The organism is Jutongia huaianensis (genome assembly GCF_014384985.1).
In the GTDB taxonomy this organism is placed as follows: domain Bacteria; phylum Bacillota; class Clostridia; order Lachnospirales; family Lachnospiraceae; genus Jutongia; species Jutongia huaianensis.
On record NZ_JACRSX010000002.1, the window covers coordinates 293859 to 313281 of the forward strand.

The 19423-nt window shown below is 45.5% G+C and carries 17 protein-coding genes; 15 read left to right on the top strand and 2 right to left on the bottom strand.

Translation table 11 applies throughout. The features are described 5' to 3' along the window. Nucleotides 1-25: 25 nt before the first annotated feature. The 15 genes from hydE (at nt 26) to H8704_RS03410 (ending at nt 16540) form a co-directional block, all read left to right on the top strand. On the top strand, nt 26-1078 hold the full coding sequence (gene hydE / locus H8704_RS03340; protein WP_249297338.1) for a [FeFe] hydrogenase H-cluster radical SAM maturase HydE: 1053 nt from the start codon (nt 26-28) through the stop codon (nt 1076-1078). A gap of 367 nt (nt 1079-1445) precedes the next feature. Continuing rightward, nucleotides 1446-1688, top strand: a complete 243-nt coding sequence (locus H8704_RS14510; RefSeq protein ID WP_408611186.1) for a helix-turn-helix domain-containing protein — start codon at nt 1446-1448, stop codon at nt 1686-1688. A gap of 119 nt (nt 1689-1807) precedes the next feature. Then, nucleotides 1808-2662, top strand: a complete 855-nt coding sequence (dapF, locus tag H8704_RS03350) for a diaminopimelate epimerase (RefSeq protein WP_022465596.1) — start codon at nt 1808-1810, stop codon at nt 2660-2662. A gap of 24 nt (nt 2663-2686) precedes the next feature. Then, entirely contained in the window at nt 2687-4156 is a 1470-nt protein-coding gene (locus H8704_RS03355; protein ID WP_249297339.1) for a UDP-N-acetylmuramoyl-L-alanyl-D-glutamate--2,6-diaminopimelate ligase, read from the top strand. 29 nt (nt 4157-4185) lie between these two features. Next, nucleotides 4186-6420, top strand: a complete 2235-nt coding sequence (gene priA, locus H8704_RS03360; protein ID WP_249297340.1) for a replication restart helicase PriA — start codon at nt 4186-4188, stop codon at nt 6418-6420. A 39-nt stretch (nt 6421-6459) separates the two neighbouring features. Then, nucleotides 6460-6945, top strand: coding sequence for a peptide deformylase (gene def / locus H8704_RS03365; RefSeq protein ID WP_022465599.1), 486 nt, complete (start codon nt 6460-6462; stop codon nt 6943-6945). 47 nt (nt 6946-6992) lie between these two features. Beyond that, nucleotides 6993-7922: a methionyl-tRNA formyltransferase gene (gene fmt, locus H8704_RS03370; RefSeq protein ID WP_249297341.1), complete on the top strand. Its 930-nt coding sequence runs from the start codon at nt 6993-6995 to the stop codon at nt 7920-7922. Between the two features lie 125 nt (nt 7923-8047). Further along, complete coding sequence (gene rsmB, locus H8704_RS03375) at nt 8048-9487, top strand: 16S rRNA (cytosine(967)-C(5))-methyltransferase RsmB (RefSeq protein ID WP_249297342.1); 1440 nt, start codon at nt 8048-8050, stop codon at nt 9485-9487. Beyond that, nucleotides 9468-10499, top strand: coding sequence for a 23S rRNA (adenine(2503)-C(2))-methyltransferase RlmN (gene rlmN / locus H8704_RS03380; protein ID WP_022465602.1), 1032 nt, complete (start codon nt 9468-9470; stop codon nt 10497-10499). Before rsmB ends, rlmN begins: the two co-directional genes overlap by 20 nt. A 150-nt stretch (nt 10500-10649) precedes the next feature. Next, on the top strand, nt 10650-11369 hold the full coding sequence (locus H8704_RS03385) for a Stp1/IreP family PP2C-type Ser/Thr phosphatase (protein ID WP_118678629.1): 720 nt from the start codon (nt 10650-10652) through the stop codon (nt 11367-11369). 14 nt (nt 11370-11383) lie between these two features. Then, nucleotides 11384-13447 (top strand): Stk1 family PASTA domain-containing Ser/Thr kinase, encoded by a 2064-nt coding sequence (gene pknB, locus H8704_RS03390; protein ID WP_022465603.1) that lies wholly within the window; start codon nt 11384-11386, stop codon nt 13445-13447. After that, nucleotides 13447-14334, top strand: coding sequence for a ribosome small subunit-dependent GTPase A (gene rsgA / locus H8704_RS03395; RefSeq protein ID WP_249297355.1), 888 nt, complete (start codon nt 13447-13449; stop codon nt 14332-14334). The genes pknB and rsgA overlap by 1 nt, the downstream gene beginning before the upstream one ends. A gap of 29 nt (nt 14335-14363) precedes the next feature. Then, nucleotides 14364-15023 carry a ribulose-phosphate 3-epimerase gene (rpe, locus tag H8704_RS03400; RefSeq protein ID WP_249297344.1) on the top strand — a complete coding sequence of 220 codons (660 nt, stop codon included), beginning with the start codon at nt 14364-14366 and terminating at the stop codon, nt 15021-15023. After that, nucleotides 15013-15858 (top strand): PilZ domain-containing protein, encoded by an 846-nt coding sequence (locus H8704_RS14210; RefSeq protein WP_022465606.1) that lies wholly within the window; start codon nt 15013-15015, stop codon nt 15856-15858. Before rpe ends, H8704_RS14210 begins: the two co-directional genes overlap by 11 nt. Before the next feature lies 1 nt (nt 15859). Continuing rightward, on the top strand, nt 15860-16540 hold the full coding sequence (locus H8704_RS03410; protein WP_022465607.1) for a thiamine diphosphokinase: 681 nt from the start codon (nt 15860-15862) through the stop codon (nt 16538-16540). A 134-nt stretch (nt 16541-16674) separates the two neighbouring features. On the opposite strand, the gene H8704_RS03415 is transcribed toward H8704_RS03410, so the two are convergent. Further along, the gene (locus H8704_RS03415; RefSeq protein ID WP_330605812.1) at nt 16675-18000 is read right to left on the bottom strand and encodes a sodium-dependent transporter; all 1326 of its coding nucleotides are present in this window, start codon (nt 17998-18000) and stop codon (nt 16675-16677) included. A 214-nt stretch (nt 18001-18214) separates the two neighbouring features. Next, nucleotides 18215-19105, bottom strand: coding sequence for a polysaccharide deacetylase family protein (locus H8704_RS03420; RefSeq protein WP_249297346.1), 891 nt, complete (start codon nt 19103-19105; stop codon nt 18215-18217). Between the last annotated feature and the right edge of the window lie 318 nt (nt 19106-19423).

The window sequence follows — 19423 nt, forward strand, 5'->3', positions numbered from 1 at the left end:
TAAAGACGGAAAAGAGGAGAAAACATTGAATGAGGGGCTTCAGGAATATGCACAGCGTTTAAGGGTGTCCGGACAGCTGGATGCATCTGCATATGGGGAGATGATCCGTTTCCGTGATGCTGAGCTGATGGGGCTGGTGTGTAAATATGCCATGCAGACACGGATGGAGCGGGCTGCGGAAAGCATACAGTGGCTTGGGACCATTGATATATCCTCTTATTGCAAAAATGATTGTTATTATTGTGGTTTGCGCAGGGATAATCGTTTTGCGGAGCGTTATCGTATGGATCTGGATGAGATCCTTTCATGCTGCGAGGCCGGTTTGCAGCATGGAATCACAAACTATCTGATCCAGGGAGGAGAGGATTTGTGGTATACCACAGAACGGATTACGGAAATGATCCGGGGAATGAAAAAGCTGTCAAAGGACATCACAATCTTTTTGTCTCTGGGAGAGAAGTCAAGAGCAGTGTATCAGACATGGAAACAAGCCGGGGCAGAGGGATATCTGTTATGTTATCAGACATCAGACGACCGCTTTTACCACAAACTTCATCCGAACAAAATGTCGCTTCTTCGCAAAAAACAATGTCTGTGGGAATTGAAAGAGCTTGGGTATCTGGTGGGAACCGGATTTATGATCGGTACTCCCTATCAGCGGATCACGGATCTGGCAGATGAGTTTGCATTTTTGAGACAGCTTGCACCAGATATGATGATGGTGGAAACCTTTTTGGCATCGGATGGAACCCCTTTTGAAAAAGAGAGAAACGGGGTGCTGGATCTGACGTACTTTGTGATGGCATTATTGCGTTTGTCTTTTCCGAAGCTGTATATGCCGGTGACTCAGACAGTGGAATTTTTTGATCGGGATGGCATGCGACAGGGGGTGAGAGCCGGTGCGGATATTGTTCTGGTTGACTTGACACCGGAGCAGTGGAGGAAGCAGTATCATTGCTATCAAAGAGCCGTACGGAGGGGGAAAATCGGTCTGGAGAACATGGCAGATTTCAAGAGGAGTTTACAGGAGGCAGATTATGAGATTGCTGGTATACACGAACGCATCTGCAGACGATAAAGGAATCAGACAAAGGCTTCAGAGAGAAAATGTAGCGATTGTGACGGATGAAACGGTATGTGACGCAGCGTTGATTTGTCTTGACGGGCAGGAGGACATGTTTGAGACTTTGTCGAATGTTTGCCGTCGGAGTACATATCCGGTGATCGCATTGGGATATCAGGAGCCTGCTAATGATTATGAGGAAGTGAGATGCCTGGAAATGGGAGCGGATGATTATGTCAGAGCAGGAACATCTGTAGCGGTGCTGATCCTGCGTCTGCAGAGAATGCTCCGTTTATATGCAGGCGTTTCCGGTGCGTTTCATTACTGGCGGGGTTTTTTGGATCTGGAGGACCGGCAGGATTATGAGTGGCAGGGAGAGACTTTGGGGCTGACCGGTAAGGAGTATTATTTGTTTCGTCTCCTTTTACAGAATAAAGAACAGATGGTATTGTCAGAGAAGATGATGGAGGAGATCTGGCAGAGAAAGGATGGGACGGAGAAGGATGTTCTCAATACCATGATACGAAAGCTGCGGAAAAAATTGACCGGGATACCATTCCGGATTGAAAATTGTTATGGCAGAGGTTATGCCTTGAAATATGATGGCAGTAATTGTAATGTTTGAGACAATAAATGGATATTTATTGCGTATATTGTTGTATATACTATAGAAAATCCAAACAGAAACTCCGTTAAAAATATATATACAGCGGCACATACTGCCGGGAAAGGTATGGTGTATTTATGAAGTTTACAAAGATGCATGGATGTGGTAATGATTATGTATATGTGAATTGTATGGAAAAGATGATAGAGGATCCGGCAAAGGTATCAAAATTTGTGAGTGATCGTCATTTTGGCGTGGGATCGGATGGGTTGATCCTGATCTGTCCTTCGACTCAGGCAGATTTCCGGATGGCAATGTACAACGCAGATGGTTCTGAGGGAGAAATGTGTGGAAACGGAATCCGATGTGTGGCAAAGTATGTTTATGATTATGGTCTCACAGACAAAACCAGTATTTCCGTAGAGACAAAGGGCGGGATGAAATATCTGGATCTGACGGTAGAAGAGGGAAAGGTCCGTATGGTAAAGGTTAATATGGGTTCTCCAATCTTAAATCCGGCACAGATTCCGATTCTTTCGGAGAAGGAGCAGTTTATTGACGAACCGGTAGAGGTGGATGGAGTTGTTTACAGGATGACAGGAGTGTCTATGGGCAATCCCCATGTCGTCATATTTGTAGATGATACCTCGTCGTTGGACCTGGAAAAGATCGGACCTTCCTTTGAAAATCATAAACTGTTTCCGAAACGGATCAATACCGAGTTTGTTCAGGTATTAAATGATCATGAGATCAATATGAGAGTCTGGGAACGGGGATCAGGAGAGACGCTGGCCTGTGGTACGGGCACGTGCGCCTCTGCGGTAGCATGTGTTCTGAACGGCAAAACAAAGGAGCATCTGACGGTTCATCTTCTCGGAGGGGATCTGGAGATTTTTTATGACCGGGCGAATGACACAGTGTGGATGACAGGACCGGCTAGTGTTGTTTATGACGGAGAACTCAGTGAAGAGTCTATGGAAATGATCAAATAGTGAGATAGAAAGGAAGAGGATATCATGCAGTTAAAAACATTGTTGGAGGATATGGAATATCAGGTGGTTCAGGGACATATTGACCAGGAGATATCTGCATTGATCTATGATTCCCGCAAAGCGGCACCGGGAGCTGTCTTTGTATGTATCTGCGGAGCCGTGCGGGACGGTCATGATTTTGCAAAAGAGGTCACAGAAAAAGGATGTCCTGTTTTGATCGTTCAGAAGGATGTGGAGGTGTCAGCAGATGTGACAGTGATCCGCGTGGAGGATACCAGACTGGCACTGGCGCAGGCGTCTGCGGCATTTTTCGGTCATCCGGCAAAGGAGCTCACCACGATTGGTATTACCGGAACCAAGGGGAAAACAACAGCAACCTATATGGTTCGTTCCATATTGGAGCATTCCGGCTACAAGACGGGACTCATTGGAACGATTGAAACCATTATCGGAGAAGAAAAAATTCCGTCTGCCAATACGACGCCGGAGTCCTATGTGGTGCAGGAATCCTTCCGTAAGATGGTAGATGCCGGCTGCAAATGTGTGGTTATGGAGGTATCCTCACAGGGTCTGATGCTTCACCGTGTCAGCGGCTTTGTTTTTGATTATGGAATCTTTACCAATCTGGAGCCGGATCATATCGGACCGAATGAGCATAAGGATCTGGCAGATTATATTCATTGCAAGAGCCTGTTATTCAGACAGTGCCGTCAGGGTATTTTTAATGCAGATGATTCTCATCTGGAGGAAATTCTGCAGGGGCATACCTGTGAGGTGGAGACTTATGGATTTTCGGAAAATGCCGATCTGCGTGCTTCTAATGTGCATCTGATGGATAAGGGAGGCACTCTGGGAGTTGCATATCATATGAGCGGTAAGCTGGATATGGATGTGGAAATTGATATTCCGGGCAAGTTTAGTGTTTATAATTCCATGACAGCCATTGCAATCTGTCGTCACTTTGGGGTGAAAGAGGAGACGATTCTGGATTCGCTGTCAAAGATCCGTGTCAAAGGACGTGTGGAGATCGTACCGGTTTCCTCAAAATTTACGCTGATGATCGATTATGCGCATAATGCTATGAGTCTGGAGAGTCTTCTCTCAACATTAAAGGAATATCATCCAAAGCGTCTCGTATGTCTGTTTGGATGTGGTGGAAACCGTTCCAGAGACAGACGTTTCCAGATGGGAGAAGTATCCTCGAAACTTGCAGATCTGACCATTGTTACCTCGGATAATCCAAGAAATGAGGAGCCGCAGGCGATTCTGGATGATATCGTAACAGGGGTTCAAAAGGCAGATGGAGAATATGTCACGATCATTGACCGGGCAGAGGCAATCCGTTATGCCATTGAGAATGCAAAAGAGGGTGACGTGATCGTACTGGCAGGCAAGGGACACGAGGACTATCAGGAGATTAAAGGACAAAAGCATCATATGGATGAGCGTGAGCTGGTTGCGGATGTGGTGAAGGATGGTCGTTTTATAAAGTAATAACCGAGTAGTGCGAAATGGGGAAACATATGATATTTGCAGATGTAATCGTAGACATATCCGTAAAAAGCCTGGACCGGCCATTTCAGTATATTGTGCCGGAGGAGATGCATGAGGATGCGGTGATCGGAGCCATGGTGATCATTCCCTTTGGAAGCGGAAACAGAGAGTTGAAGGGATATATCATTGGTTTGTCCGGTGAGGCCAAGTTTGATGTTCACAAGACAAAGGAAATAAAGGAAATTGTGAAGCAGGGAGTGGTTGCAGAATCACACCTGCTTTCCCTTGCTTATTGGATCAAAGAAAATTACGGTTCTACGATGAATGATGCCATTAAGGCGGTGCTTCCGGTGCGGCGGGAAATCAAAAAGAAGATCACCAGGATGGTCTATCCCTGCGTGGTACGAAGCGAGCTGGAGCAGATTTTACAGGAATATGCCAGAAAGCATTATAAGGCAAAGGTAAGGGTGCTGCAGGCGATTCTTGATCAGGAGGATTATGAAGAAGGCATTTCTTACGAGGTGCTCCAGAGAGATCATAAAGCAACTCCTGCGGTACTTCGAAGTTTGCAGGAGCAGGAGGTCGTCAGGATATCGGAAAACCGTCAGTACCGGAATCCGGTGCATCAGTCGGGAATATCAGACCGGCCGCCGGTACTGAATCAGGAACAGCAGGTGATTGTTGATGCCATAACGGCAGATTATCTGGCAGGAGTCCGCAAAACCTATTTGATCCATGGCGTGACCGGCAGTGGCAAGACAGAGGTTTATATGAGGATCATTGAGCAGGTGATCGCACAGGGACAACAGGTGATCATGCTGATCCCGGAGATTGCTCTGACCTTTCAGACGGTAAGCCGTTTTTACCGCCGGTTTGGTGAACGGGTTTCGGTTATGCATTCCCGGTTATCCCAGGGGGAAAAATTTGATCAGTTTGAACGGGCAAAGGCGGGGGAGATTGATATTATGATCGGACCCCGTTCTGCTCTGTTTACGCCATTTGAACGACTGGGACTGATCGTGATGGACGAGGAGCATGAGACAAGCTATCAGAGTGAAATGCCACCAAAGTATCATGCCAGAGAGGTGGCGGTCCACCGGGCGGCCATGACGGGGGCCAGCGTGATCCTTGGTTCGGCAACGCCGTCTCTGGAGTCTTATTATAGGGCACAGAAGGGCAGATACCGGTTATTTACACTGACTCACCGGGCCGGAGGAGCTGTACTTCCGAGAATATGGGTGACGGATCTGCGGGAGGAGCTGGAACGGAAAAACCGTTCTATTTTTGGAGAAAAACTGACAGAACTGATGGAGGATCGTTTGCAAAAACGGGAGCAGATCATTTTGTTTTTGAACCGGCGCGGTTATGCGGGATCAGTGTCCTGCAGAAAATGCGGTGAGGTGTTAAAATGTCCCCATTGTTCCGTCTCTTTGACTGCACACATGCGGTATGGCCGGCTGGATCAGCTGGTATGCCATTATTGTGGGTATCAGACACCAATGCCGGCACTTTGCCCGAATTGTCAGTCTAAATATATTGGAACCTTTGGAATCGGAACACAGAAAGTAGAGCAGATGGTACGGGAGCGCTTCCCGGAGGCCGGGGTGCTTCGGATGGATGCGGACACCACTACGGGAAAGGAAGGACATGAGAAGATTCTTCAGGACTTTGCATCAGGGAGTGCTGATATTCTGATCGGTACTCAGATGATCGTGAAGGGACACGATTTTCCAAATGTGACTCTGGTTGGTATTCTGGCTGCCGATCTGTCCCTGAATGTAGGTGATTTCCGGGCTGCGGAGAGAACATACCAGCTCCTTGCCCAGGCGGCAGGCAGGGCCGGGCGTGGAGATAAGCCGGGGGATGTGGTGCTTCAGACGTATCAGCCGGAGCATTACAGTATTGTGGCTGCAGCAAAGCAGGATTATATGGGATTTTATCAGCAGGAGCTGATTCAGAGACAAATCTTGCAATATCCGCCGGTTTCTAATATACTAGGAGTATTGGTGCTTTCTGAGGATCTGCGCCATGTCAGAGAGCTTTCGGAGGGACTGGCAGAGCAAATGAGACAATATGAACAGGTAGTGGTCCTGGGACCGGCTCCGGCGGCGCTGGCAAAAGCAAAGGATGTGCATCGGTATATTATTTATGCCAAATGCAGGGATTACCGGGTGCTTCGCCAGATCAAAAATATGCTGGAGCAATATATGAAAGCGCAGGAAAGATACCGGGACTGCAGACTGCAGTTTGATTTTAATCTATAAAGATGGAGACAGGAGTCTCCCAGAAAGGAAGGTAGCATTATGGCACTTCGTACAATACGCACTATTGGAGATGAATTATTATATCAGAAATCCAGGGAGGTTAAAAAGATGACTCCCAGGACACAGACTCTGATCGAGGATATGCTGGAGACCATGTATGATGCACAGGGAGTTGGTCTGGCGGCACCGCAGGTTGGTGTACTGAAACGGATCGTTGTAATCGATGTTTCTCCGGAGGGAGATCAGCCGATCATTCTGATCAATCCGGAGATTATTGAAAAGTCAGGAGAACAGACAGGTTATGAGGGATGCTTAAGTGTACCGGGCAAGACAGGAATCGTGACCCGCGCCAATTATTGCAAGGTTAAAGCACTGAATGAAAACATGGAAGAGATCGTGGTAGAAGGCGAGGAGCTTCTGGCGAGAGCATTTCAGCATGAAATCGCTCATCTGGATGGACAGTTATATGTTTCTCTGGTAGAGGGGGAGCTGATGAATAATTCCGATCTGGAGGAGCAGGACTAGAACAGGCGAGTTTTTATGTAATAAGTTGCTCAGAAATGGAGATTAATATGAGAGTTGTATTTATGGGAACCCCCGATTTTGCAGTGCCTACATTACAGGTGCTGCTTGACAGCAGACATGACGTGGTTGGCGTTGTGACACAGCCGGACCGTCCGAAGGGACGGAGCGGAAAGCTGCAGCCTTCCCCGGTCAAGGAAAAGGCAATGGAGGCCGGCGTGCCGGTATTACAGCCGGAAAAGGTCAAGGATCCGGCATTTTTTCCGGAGCTTGAAGCATTACAGCCGGATGTGATCGTCGTGGTTGCTTTTGGACAGATCCTTCCGGAGACTGTTTTAAACCTGCCGAAATACGGTTGTATGAATGTGCATGCATCCCTTCTGCCAAAGCTTCGGGGAGCAGCACCAATCCAGTGGTCGGTAATTGATGGAGATTCGGAGAGCGGTGTTACCATTATGCAGATGGACAAGGGACTGGATACAGGAGATATTCTTCTGGTGGAGAAATACCGGCTTGCTCCCAAGGAGACGGGGGGAAGTCTGTTTGATAAGCTGTCGGAGCTGGGTGGTCCGCTGCTCTTAAAGGCTCTTGATCTGGCGGAAAAGGGAGAATTGTCGCCGGTTCCGCAGAAGCATGAGAAGCATACCTATGCCAAAATGCTTACAAAGGCTTTGGGAGAGATTGATTTTACCCAGAGCGCAGAGGTCATCGAGCGTCTTATCCGTGGACTGAATCCATGGCCAAGTGCATATACCCATCTGGCCGGAAAGATGCTTAAGATCTGGGATGCCGATGTAGTTCCTTCCGAGACAAAGGGGGAGCCGGGCCGGATCGTTCAGGTGGAAAAGGACAGTTTTATGGTACAGACCGGAAAAGATCTTTTAAAGATCAATTCCCTGCAGTTAGAGGGAAAAAAGCGGATGGATGCCGAGTCATTTCTGAGGGGATATACTTTAGAAGTGGGAAGTACACTTTCCTGAAGCTAAGTGAATTGCCATATTTCATTATATACTACAGTCATAAATTCAAAAGAACAAAGATCATATTGCACAAGGAATATTGTGGTATGGATAGCATATTTCATTGATGGAGGAAGAAAGACAGAATGCCCCAGGACAATAAAAGAAATAATACGGGAAGACCGGCAGCGGGAAAAACAGTTTATAATACAATAGCAAAAAGTACCCGTCAGCTTGCGTTGGAAGCAATGGTTTCGATTATGGAAAACGGAGAATATTGTGATAAAGTGCTTCACAGTATTTTAGAAAAATATCCTTTGGAGCAGCGTGACAGGGCGTTCTTGATGCGCCTTGTGGAGGGAACCGTTGAACGCTGTATTGAGCTTGATTATGTGATCGACCGGTATTCTAAACTGCCTGTGGCAAAGCAGAAGCCTATGGTAAGGGAGATCCTGCGGCTGGCGGTATACCAGATCATGTATATGGATCAGGTGCCGGACAGTGCGGCGTGTAACGAAGCGGTCAAGCTTGCCTGTACCAATCATCTGATTCCGCTGAAGGGTTTTGTAAATGGAGTTCTGCGAAATGTGGTGCGTTTTTATGAGGATACGCCATATCCGAAGGCGAAGGATGAGGTGCGTCATCTGTCGGTATGGTATTCCATGCCGGAATGGATCGTAACCCGTTTTATTGATCAATATGGCTTTGAAAAGACGGAAGCAATCCTGCAGAATTTCCTGCAGGAGGATCGGGGAATTAGTCTGCGCTGCAATCTGTCCAGGGCATCCAAGGACGAGATTACCACATCTCTTCAGAATCAGGGGGTAAAGGTGGAGTCCGGTAAATTATTTCCGGTGTCACTTCATATAAAAAATTACGGCAGACTAGGTGATCTGGAGGCATTTAAAAACGGCTGGGTTCAGGTACAGGATGAAAGCTCATTGATCGTAGGCGCTGCTGCACCTGTAGATGAATCAAGTGTGGTGATCGACGTATGTGCTGCGCCGGGAGGAAAATCCATTCATCTGGCGGACAAAATGAACGGAGAGGGGCTGATCCGTGCCTGTGATCTGACAAAGGATAAGGTATCACTGATCCGGCAGAATCTGATCCGGACAGGTTTTCACAATGTGAAATTAAAAAAGCATGATGCCATGGAGTTTTTGCCGGAATGGGAAAAAACTGCAGATGTCGTGATAGCAGATCTTCCATGCTCCGGTCTGGGCGTGATCGGACATAAGGCGGATATAAAATATAAAACAAAACTACAGGATATTAAAACTCTGGCACAACAGCAGAAAAAAATTCTTCAAACCGTGTATCGCTATGTCAAGCCGGGGGGAATATTATTGTACAGTACCTGTACCATTGCACCGGAAGAAAATGAACAGCAGGCAGAATGGATCAGGCAGAACCTGCCGTTTGAGCCGGTATCTTTGGAGGATATCGTGCCTGCAGCGGCAAAGTGTGAAACAGCAGGGAACGGATATATCCAGATTCTGCCGGATCTGGCCGGAGGAGATGGATTTTTCCTGGCTGCATTCCGCAGAAAGGAGCTTGGTGATAATGGAAAAGACGGATATTAAAAGTATGGATCTGCAGGAGCTTCAGGTGTTTGTTGAAACATTGGGAGAAAAGAAGTTCCGTGCAAAACAGCTTTATCTGTGGATGCATCAGAAGCTGGTGCGGGATTTTGGAGAAATGACAAATCTGTCAAAAGCCTTTCGGGAAAAACTTCAGAGGGAGTGCTCGTTGGGAGGTGTTACCATACGCCGGGAACAGATATCAAAAAAGGATGGGACAAGGAAGTATCTTATGGAGCTTTCTGATGGTAATATGGTGGAGACAGTGCTTATGAGATATCATCATGGCAACAGTGTCTGTGTGTCATCCCAGGTGGGGTGCCGGATGGGCTGCCGTTTCTGCGCCTCTACGGTGGGAGGATTAACAAGGAGCCTGGCTGCTTCTGAAATATTAGATCAGATCTATGAGATTCAGAGACATATCGGGGAGAGAGTTTCCAACGTGATCATTATGGGAATCGGGGAGCCCCTGGACAATTATGAAAATGTGATCCGCTTTATCCGGATGCTGTCCGATGAAAACGGTCTTCATATCAGTCAGAGGAATATTACTTTATCGACCTGTGGTCTTGTTCCGAAGATCTACGATCTGATGAAAGAGGAGCTGACCATTACGCTGGCGATCTCTCTTCATGCACCTAATGATGAGATCCGCCGACAGATGATGCCGGTGGCAGACCGTTTTTCAATGAATGAAATTCTGGAGGCGTGTCGTGCATATATCGAGGAGACCGGGAGACGCGTCACATTTGAGTATACTATGGTGCAGGGAACCAATGACAGCAGAGAAAATGCACAGGAGCTGTCTTCACGTCTTAAGGGAATGTTGTGTCATGTCAATCTGATTCCTTTAAATGCGGTAGAGGGCAGAATGGGAAGCCGGTCTGTTCCTGAAAATATCAGACAGTTTCAGACGGAACTGGAAAAGCATCATATTAACGTGACAATACGCCGGGAAATGGGAAGCGATATTGATGCGGCTTGTGGACAACTGAGAAATAAAAATCAGAAATAACGGTGCTTCCTTGATTTTGCTTGCCTTTTTATGGACACTATAGTAAAATGTATTGTGTATTATAATGAGTATATGCAGAAGAAATAAATATTCAGACATTATTTGCAGTCTGGAATCATTTACGAAATAAAGACAAAGGAGGGAAACTACATGAAGTCATATTCAAAAACGGATGTCGGCATTAAGCGCACCATGAATCAGGACAGCTTGTTTTGCAGTGACAACCCAGTGGGTAGTTTCCGAAATCTGTTTATTGTGGCGGATGGAATGGGCGGCCATAAAGCAGGAGACCGTGCCTCACGGTTATGCATTGAAAATATGGTTTATCAGATCAGAGAAAGTGCCAGCAAGACGCCGGTAACGATTTTTGAGGAAGCCATCACATATGCAAATCGTGCCGTTTATGAATCGGCACAGGAGGATAGCGAATATGAAGGCATGGGAACCACGATGGTGGCATGTACATTACAGGAGGAGACTCTTTATGTTGCCAACATTGGCGATTCCCGTTTATATTTATTGAGGGATGAATTACAGCAGATTACGACAGATCATTCTCTGGTAGAGGAAATGGTAAAGATCGGAAATATAACAGAAAGTGAAGCGAGGGTTCATCCGCAAAAAAATATTATTACCCGTGCGCTGGGAATTGACGAGATGGTTCAGGCAGATTATTTTGAACTGCAGGTGCAGGAGGGCGATGTGATCCTGCTTTGCAGCGATGGATTGACGAATATGGTAGAGGATGAAGAAATTGAGTATATCATTCATCACGCAGGATCTCTGGAGGAAGCCGGAGACAAATTGATTGATCAGGCAAATTATAATGGCGGCAGTGACAATATCACAGCCGTACTTGTTCAGGTATAGATTGGAGGAAAAGCATGATAGGTCCGGGTATGATGATTAGTGATCGTTATGAGATTATAGATAAAGTTGGCTCAGGTGGAATGGCAGATGTGTACAAAGCAAAGGATCACCGGTTAAACCGTTTTGTAGCTATTAAGGTACTGCGTCAGGAATACAGCAGTGATGCAAAGTTTGTGGCAAAATTCCGTGCGGAAGCACAGTCAGTAGCAGGTTTGTCACATCCGAATATAGTAAATGTATATGATGTTGACGAGGATGAAAATTATAATTATATCGTGATGGAGCTGGTTGAAGGAATTACCTTGAAAAAATTCATCGAAAAAAAGGGAAAGCTTGATGTCAATGAGGCTGTGGGAATCGCGGTTCAGATCGCACAGGGTATGGAAGCGGCTCATGACAACCATATTATTCACCGCGATATTAAGCCACAGAATATCATTATATCCAAAGAGGGCAAGGTAAAGGTTACGGATTTTGGAATTGCCAAGGCAGCCACATCCAATACGATCACTTCCAATGCCATGGGTTCGGTACATTATATCAGTCCGGAGCAGGCGAGGGGTGGTTATAGTGATGAGAAAAGTGATATCTATTCTCTGGGTGTTACAATGTATGAAATGCTTTCCGGTAATGTTCCGTTTGAGGGAGACAGTACGGTAGCAGTAGCTCTGTCTCACATCCAGGAGGAGGCGGTTCCGCTTCATGAGCTGGATCCGGAGATCCCGATGAGTCTGTCAAAGATTGTCCGAAAGTGTATGCAGAAGAAGCCGGAGCTGCGATATCTGAATGCAGCTGCCTTGATCGCCGATTTAAAGCGGGCTGTCAACGAGCCGGACGGAGAATATGTAAAGCTGGAGTCTATGGTAGTAGATCCTTCTCCAACCAAAAAAATATCAGATATTGAATTAAATGCGATCAAAGAAGCTTCCAGAACAGTGGATCCTGTCCGGGAGGATGCTTATGATGCAGAAGAGCCATATTATGAGGATGATGCGATTGATCCGAAGCTGGAAAAGATATTAAAGATCTGCAGCGCTGTTGTCGCAGTGATCATTATTATTGGAGTAGTGCTTATCATTGGTAAATTTGCCGGATGGTGGGGACATTCCGGCAAATCGAAGGATGTGGCATCCGCAACGGCAACACCGACAGCAACTGCAGCAGCGGCCGAGGATGGTCAGGTGCCGGTACCGGGGATTGTCGGAAAGACTTTGGAGGATGCAGAACAGCTGCTGACGGACAATAAGCTTCATTGGCAGTTAAAGCCGGTGGAGGCCGATGAAGATCCGAATGTTGTTACGGATCAGGAGCCGGCAGAGGGCGAGATGGTTGATGAGGGTGCCCGTGTTACGATTTATTACAGTCAGGGATCAGGTGTTGCGATCCCGGATGTATCCAATAAGACAGAAGCTGATGCAAAAACTATGATTGAAGCAGCCAAACTGAAGGTAGGCTCTGTGTCAGAGGAGTATAACAATACTGTTGCAAAGGGCAATGTAATCAGCACGGATCCAGTGATCGGTTCCAGTGTAGATGAGGGAACCAGTGTAAATCTTGTGATCAGTCTGGGGGCTGAGGGGGATCAGGCCGTAGTTCCAAATCTGGTGGGCAAGAAAGAATCCGTGGCACAGGAGAGATTGACAGCCGCAGGTTTAAAATCAAAAGTAACATATATTTATTCAGATAAGACAAAAGGAACTGTTATCAGTCAGACACAGAAATCCGGTTCCAAGGTAGAGAAGGGCAGTATTGTTCAGTATTCTGTCAGTCTGGGATCAAAGGCAGTTGAGCCGACGGCAACGCCGAAAACGGAGGAGACATCTTACAGCTATGAGGGAAGTGTTACCGTAAGTGATAATCCATTCAGTAGTCCTGATGAGGATCCGGCGATGATCAAGGTGGTTCTGACACAGGATGGAAAATCACAGGCAGTATGGAGTGGAACACTGCAATATGATGATTTTCCGAAAGAATTTCCAATTAAGGGCTGGAGCGAAAACAGTGGGACTATTACAGTAAGTAAGGATGGACAGACGATAGGAACGTATTCTGTTGACTTCCAGAAAATAGCAAAATGATGACTGGAAAAATTATTCGTGGAGTAGGCGGCTTTTATTATATTCATCCCGAATCAGCAGAGAAGGATATGCTGGTTGAGTGTAAGGCGAAGGGGATATTTCGTAACCGGAACGTTAAACCATTAGTTGGGGACAATGTAGAGTTTGAAATGCTGGATGAGGAGAAAAAACTGGGGAATATTCAGGAGATATTGCCCAGAAAAAATGCATTGATACGTCCGGCTTCCGCAAATGTGGACCAGGCTGTTGTTGTGTTTGCACTGTCCTTTCCGAAACCCAACCTGAATTTGCTGGATCGATTTCTGTTAATGATGCAGACACAGGATATTCCGGTAACCATCTGCTTTAATAAATGTGATGATCAGAAAGAAGAGGAGATACAGGCGATTGTATCGCAATATCGTTCCTGTGGAGCTGAGGTACTGGTGACAAGTACCGTAAATGGGACAGGAATGGATCATCTGCGGAAAGTATTGGAGGGAAAAACCACTGTAATGGCAGGACCCTCCGGTGTTGGAAAGTCATCTGTTATGAATCTGCTTTTTCCGGAAGCGCAGATGGAGACAGGGGAGATCAGCCGGAAGATCAAAAGAGGACGTCATACGACCCGCCATACAGAGCTGTTCTGCATTGGGAATCAGACCTATATTATGGACACACCGGGCTTTACTTCTCTGCGTCTGCCGGATGTAGAAAAGGAAGATTTAAGACATTATTATCCTGAGTTTGAAGAAGCATCCAATGCCTGTCGTTTTCTGGGATGTGTTCATATTAATGAGCCGGATTGTGGTGTGAAAGATGCGTTAGAAAAACAGGAGATTCCATCAGCAAGATACGAAAATTATAAACAATTTTATGAGGAATTGCGTCAGCAAAAAAAATATTAAACAGATTCCAAGAAAGGCATGGTATCGCTATGAGTGAATTAGCACCGTCAATATTGTCAGCCGATTTTACGCATTTGGGTGAGCAGCTGCATACCCTGGAGAAAAGTGGTACAAAAGTTCTTCATATTGATGTGATGGATGGGGCATTTGTACCGTCGATTTCTTTTGGTATGCCTGTGATACGTTCTATACGTAAGGATTGTGGTATGTTTTTTGATGTACATTTGATGATACAGGAGCCGGTAAGATATATCAGGGAGTTTGTGGAAGCCGGTGCTGACAGTATTACTGTCCATGTGGAGGCTTGCAGTGATATACAAAAGACCATTGATGAAATGAAACAGTATCGGATCAAGGTAGCTTTGAGTGTAAATCCGGCAACGGGGGTAGATGCAGTTCTGCCTTATCTTGATCAGATTGATATGGTTCTTGTAATGGGGGTAGAACCGGGATTTGGTGGTCAGAAATTGATACCGCAGACATTAGAGAAGGTGAAGGAGCTGGATCGGCTTCGGAAGGAAAAAGGATTATCTTATCAGATTGAGCTGGATGGAGGGGTGAACCGGGAAAATCTGACAAAGATCATAGAACATGGAACGGATATTGCCGTGGCGGGAACAGCAGTTTTTCGTGGAAACATCAGAGAAAATGTAAGGGATTTACAGGAGGTGATCGCCGGTGCTTCTTGAGAATATTGCACTTGGCAAAACAATGGAGATTTATGTGGACCGGGACGGATATCGGTATCGTCTGGTCAGCAAGGTCGAAAAAACGGGAGTGAAAAAAATCTGTCTGACAGCGATTATGGCTGGTGGCAGAGCCTTTAAATTTCGTCCGGAGGATAAAATACGTCTGGTATACCGCAGCGAGGACCAGATGTGGGAGTGGCTTAATGTAAAGGCGGGACTGGCAATGCTGGATGATGAACCTGTTCATTACTTTGAGATTGTGAATAAGGGACAGTCATTTAACCGCAGGCAGGCATACCGGGTGAACATTGATGCCGATGTGGAAATTGGATTTTATCAGGTTCCGGGCAACAGACAGAGACTGTCTTATGTGCCCCTCGTAAAAGAGGAGTATGAGGCATTTGTCGATGGAAACGGCGTTGAACTGGAGCGGGAAGAGGATGACCGATCCGGTAAGGTGTTTATAGAAAAAAGATTGCGAATGGTTCCCATGAAGGAAGCGGAGGAGAGAAAGATCCGAGGCTTTGTTCATGATATCAGTGAAACCGGGATGGGATTTTACAGCAATGAGCTTTTGGAAATTGAAAACAGTTTTTACACAAGGATCCCTTCAGATTATGGTCCATTGCAGGTTCGATGCAGCATTGTACGAGTGGATGATCATCCAAAAGGAAACCGCAGATTCCGTTATTATTATGGCTGTATTTATGAAGAATCTGATCAGAAGCTGATTCGTTATATTTATGATGTACAACGCAGACAGATTCAGAAACAGAGAGATCGCAGGGAATTTGAGGCTTCTGTAAGAGAAATCAGGAGAGAACGGAATAAATAATATGTTGGGAAAAGTTTTATTGATTACCGGAGGAGAAGTGGACCTGGAATTTGTCCGGAAATATATTGATTCGATCAGCTATGATACGGTGATCTGTGCAGATTCCGGATTAAATACGGCATATCGTCTGAAACTCCCTGTGCACTATTTTATGGGGGATTTTGACAGTGTGACCCCACAAATTCTGGAATCTTACCGGAATGGAACAGTGGCCGGATCGGAAGCCTGTGAATGGGTGCGTTATCCTAAAGAAAAGGATTATGTTGACACACAGCTTGTGATAGAATGGATTTTGGAAAAAGGAGCATTAGAGATTCATATTCTGGGAGCAACCGGAGGAAGACTTGATCATTTTCTGGCCAATGTAAATATTCTGATGCTTCCGTTAAAAAAAGGAGTTCCGGCGTATATTGCAGATCCACAGAACAGGATCCGGCTGATGGATCAAACCCTGCAGATCCGGCGTGAGGATTTTTATGGAAAGTATTTATCTCTGCTTCCTCTTACCACACAGGTCACAGGCGTTACATTACAGGGGCTGAAGTATCTTATAGAGGATTATACTTTAGAGGTGGGGATTGCCCGTGCAATCAGCAATGAGATGGATGAAAGCTCAGATGCTGCCCGGATACAGATTCAATCAGGTGTCCTCATCGTTGTCGAATCAAAAGACAGATCATAATAAGACAATAAAACAGATATAATAAAAAAGGGCAAAACCAGCGTTTTGCCCTCCAAGAATTGCTTCGCAATTCTCGTTGGCTTCCCTCTACGCTACAAGCATTTTCCTATACACTAATAAAAGGAGGAACGGCATCAGCCGATTCCTCCTAAAATAATGCCTAAAATTAAGACAAGAAGACAGATTGGACAGTAGATATATTTACAGACCGGAAGAAACTTTCCGGTAAACCGTTTTGTTCTTCCGGTATTAACCTGGGTTTCTACATATTTCTGGCCACATACCCAGAAGAACATAACTCCTGCCAGGCCGGCACCGAGAGGACAGATATAGATCGACAAAAGATCCATCCATCCGGATACAATGCCCTGAATACAGAGGGAAATCGCCAAGGCGATAATAGCAATGATTCCACAGGATACCATGCGGTCTAAATGAAATAATTCCTGTACTGTTGCGATCGGTGCCTCATAGAGGTTAATCAGAGAGGAGAGACCGGCAAAAAAGACTGCCACAAAAAATATAATGGCGATCAGATATCCTCCCGGCATAGATTTGAATAATGCAGGAAGATAAATAAACATCAGTCCGGGACCTCCCTGGTTGAGACGGGCACCGGTAGTTGCCATAGCAGGGATGATCACGAGAGCGGCCAGGAGGGCTGCAAGGGTGTCAAATAAAGCAACTCTTCCGGCTGCTGCAGGGATATCTTCCTCGTCGGACAGATAAGATCCATAGATCAGAGTACCGTTTCCTGCAACGGATAGAGAAAAGAATGCCTGTCCCAGTGCAAAGATCCAGGTTTTTGGATCGGCAAGGGCCTTTGGTTCAATCTGAAAAATGTATTTATAGCCATTTATAGCACCCGGCTGGAAGGCTACATAAATTCCCAGAATTACAAAGAGACAGAAAAAAACGGGCATCATGATCTTATTGGCAAGTTCAATGCCAAGATTGACTCCGAATACAAGAATGACGAAACCGATGCCAAGAGCGATGATCTGCCACAGGTTATTGCCGAAGGAAGTTGCCATACTGCCAAATTCCGTTCCAAAGCCATCGGCATCTGCCGGGGCAAGAGTTGATCCGGTAAAAGATCCAATCATATATTTCAGGATCCAGCCCATAACAACCGTATAACCAATCGCCATGGCAAGGGAGCCGAGGACGGGAATATATCCGAGGATACGACCAATCTTTTTATGGCCCCGCATTTCGCAGGCTGTGCCAAAGGCGTCCACGGGACCGGACTTCGTAGCGCGTCCAAAGCTCATTTCTCCAATTACACCGGTAAAACCGATCAAAGCTACAAATATAAAATAGGGAAGCAGATAAGAGCCGCCGCCATACATAGAAACTCTGGTGGGGAACATCCAAAGATTCCCCATACCGACAGCCGATCCGATACAGGCAAGGATAAATCCCCATCTATTATTAAAAGATTCTCTTTTTTTCATCATTTGTTCCTCCGGATTACAATGATCTAAATTATAGGTATTATGTCAAAAAGACACATATCCAATAGTACACCATTCAGCAGATAAAGTAAAATGAAAGTTATAAATTAAAGATACCAGAAGCACTGATCCGGTGGAAGAATGAAGGCACTTTGATCCCGCCGGTTAAATTCATCCCACAGCTGGAGCAGGAGGAAAATATCTGTCAGCTGGATTATTATGTTTTATCAAGGCAAATAAAAGGACATGACAATGCTGTGGAGCTATTGCAGGGATGCTGACGTCCTTCCGTGTCAATTTCATCACTGTCAGGGTAGATCAGCTCAGAAATAGGAACAAATTCATATCCTTTGTCCCGAAGAGTGGTGATCAGTGTTTCCAAGGCATCTGCCGTATATTTTGCACCATTATGACACAGGATAATGGAACCGTTGCCAAGATGCTTGTGTTCGCAGACTGTTTTGATAATGGAATCCACACCGTAATCCTTCCAGTCTAAGCTGTCTACATCCCATTGTATGGCGTTGTAGCCGCATTCCTTTGCAGTGGTTACAAGGGTATCATTATAATCACCATAAGGGGGACGAAACAAAGTCATTTCCTTTCCAGTCAATTCTTTCACTTTATTATGAACAGACATAAGCTCTTCTTTACATTCTTCTGCAGACAACTGGGACATCTGTTTGTGATTCTGGCTGTGATTTCCCAGATCATGTCCTCTTTTGGCAATCATCTTTACATCGTCAGGATAGGATTCTACCCAGCCTCCTGTCATAAAAAAGGTAACATGTACCTTATATTTGTCCAGAATATCCATAATCTTCTGGGTGTCTTCATTGCCCCAGGCAGCGTCAAAGGACAGAGAAATTTTCTTTTCCGGGGTATCGACACAGTATATAGGAAGTTTTTTGGGACTTTTTGAATATGTATTTGAAGACGGAGCAGCGCTGCCGGAAGGGGAAATGTCCGCCTGTGTTGCAACGGAATCCTTTTCTAGACGATTCTGTCCATAGGAAATGGAAATCCCTGAAATTAAAATAACAGACAGAATAAAAAGTCCACATTGAAGGAAGGAACCAAAATCTGAATGGAATTTGAAGTGCTTCATGACAAGTCCTTTCGAAAAGCTGTAAACAGCGTTGAAATATACTTATTTACAGGGTATGAAGTGATTTGATTGTCCTATGCCGAAATGGCAGATTTAGGGAAAAATAAAAAAAATTAAAAAAATTTCAAAAAAGGTGTTGACATATGACGATAAGCGTGGTAAATTATATATCGTTGTCGCGCAAGACAAGCGATCAACAAAACAAGCGGGAACGCTTGAGAGAAGCTTGATAATTGAACAGTAAAACAACCCTGAAAATTCTAAATAAAAGATGTAGATTACATCTTAAAAAAGATATTTCAGAAGACAAAAAGATTT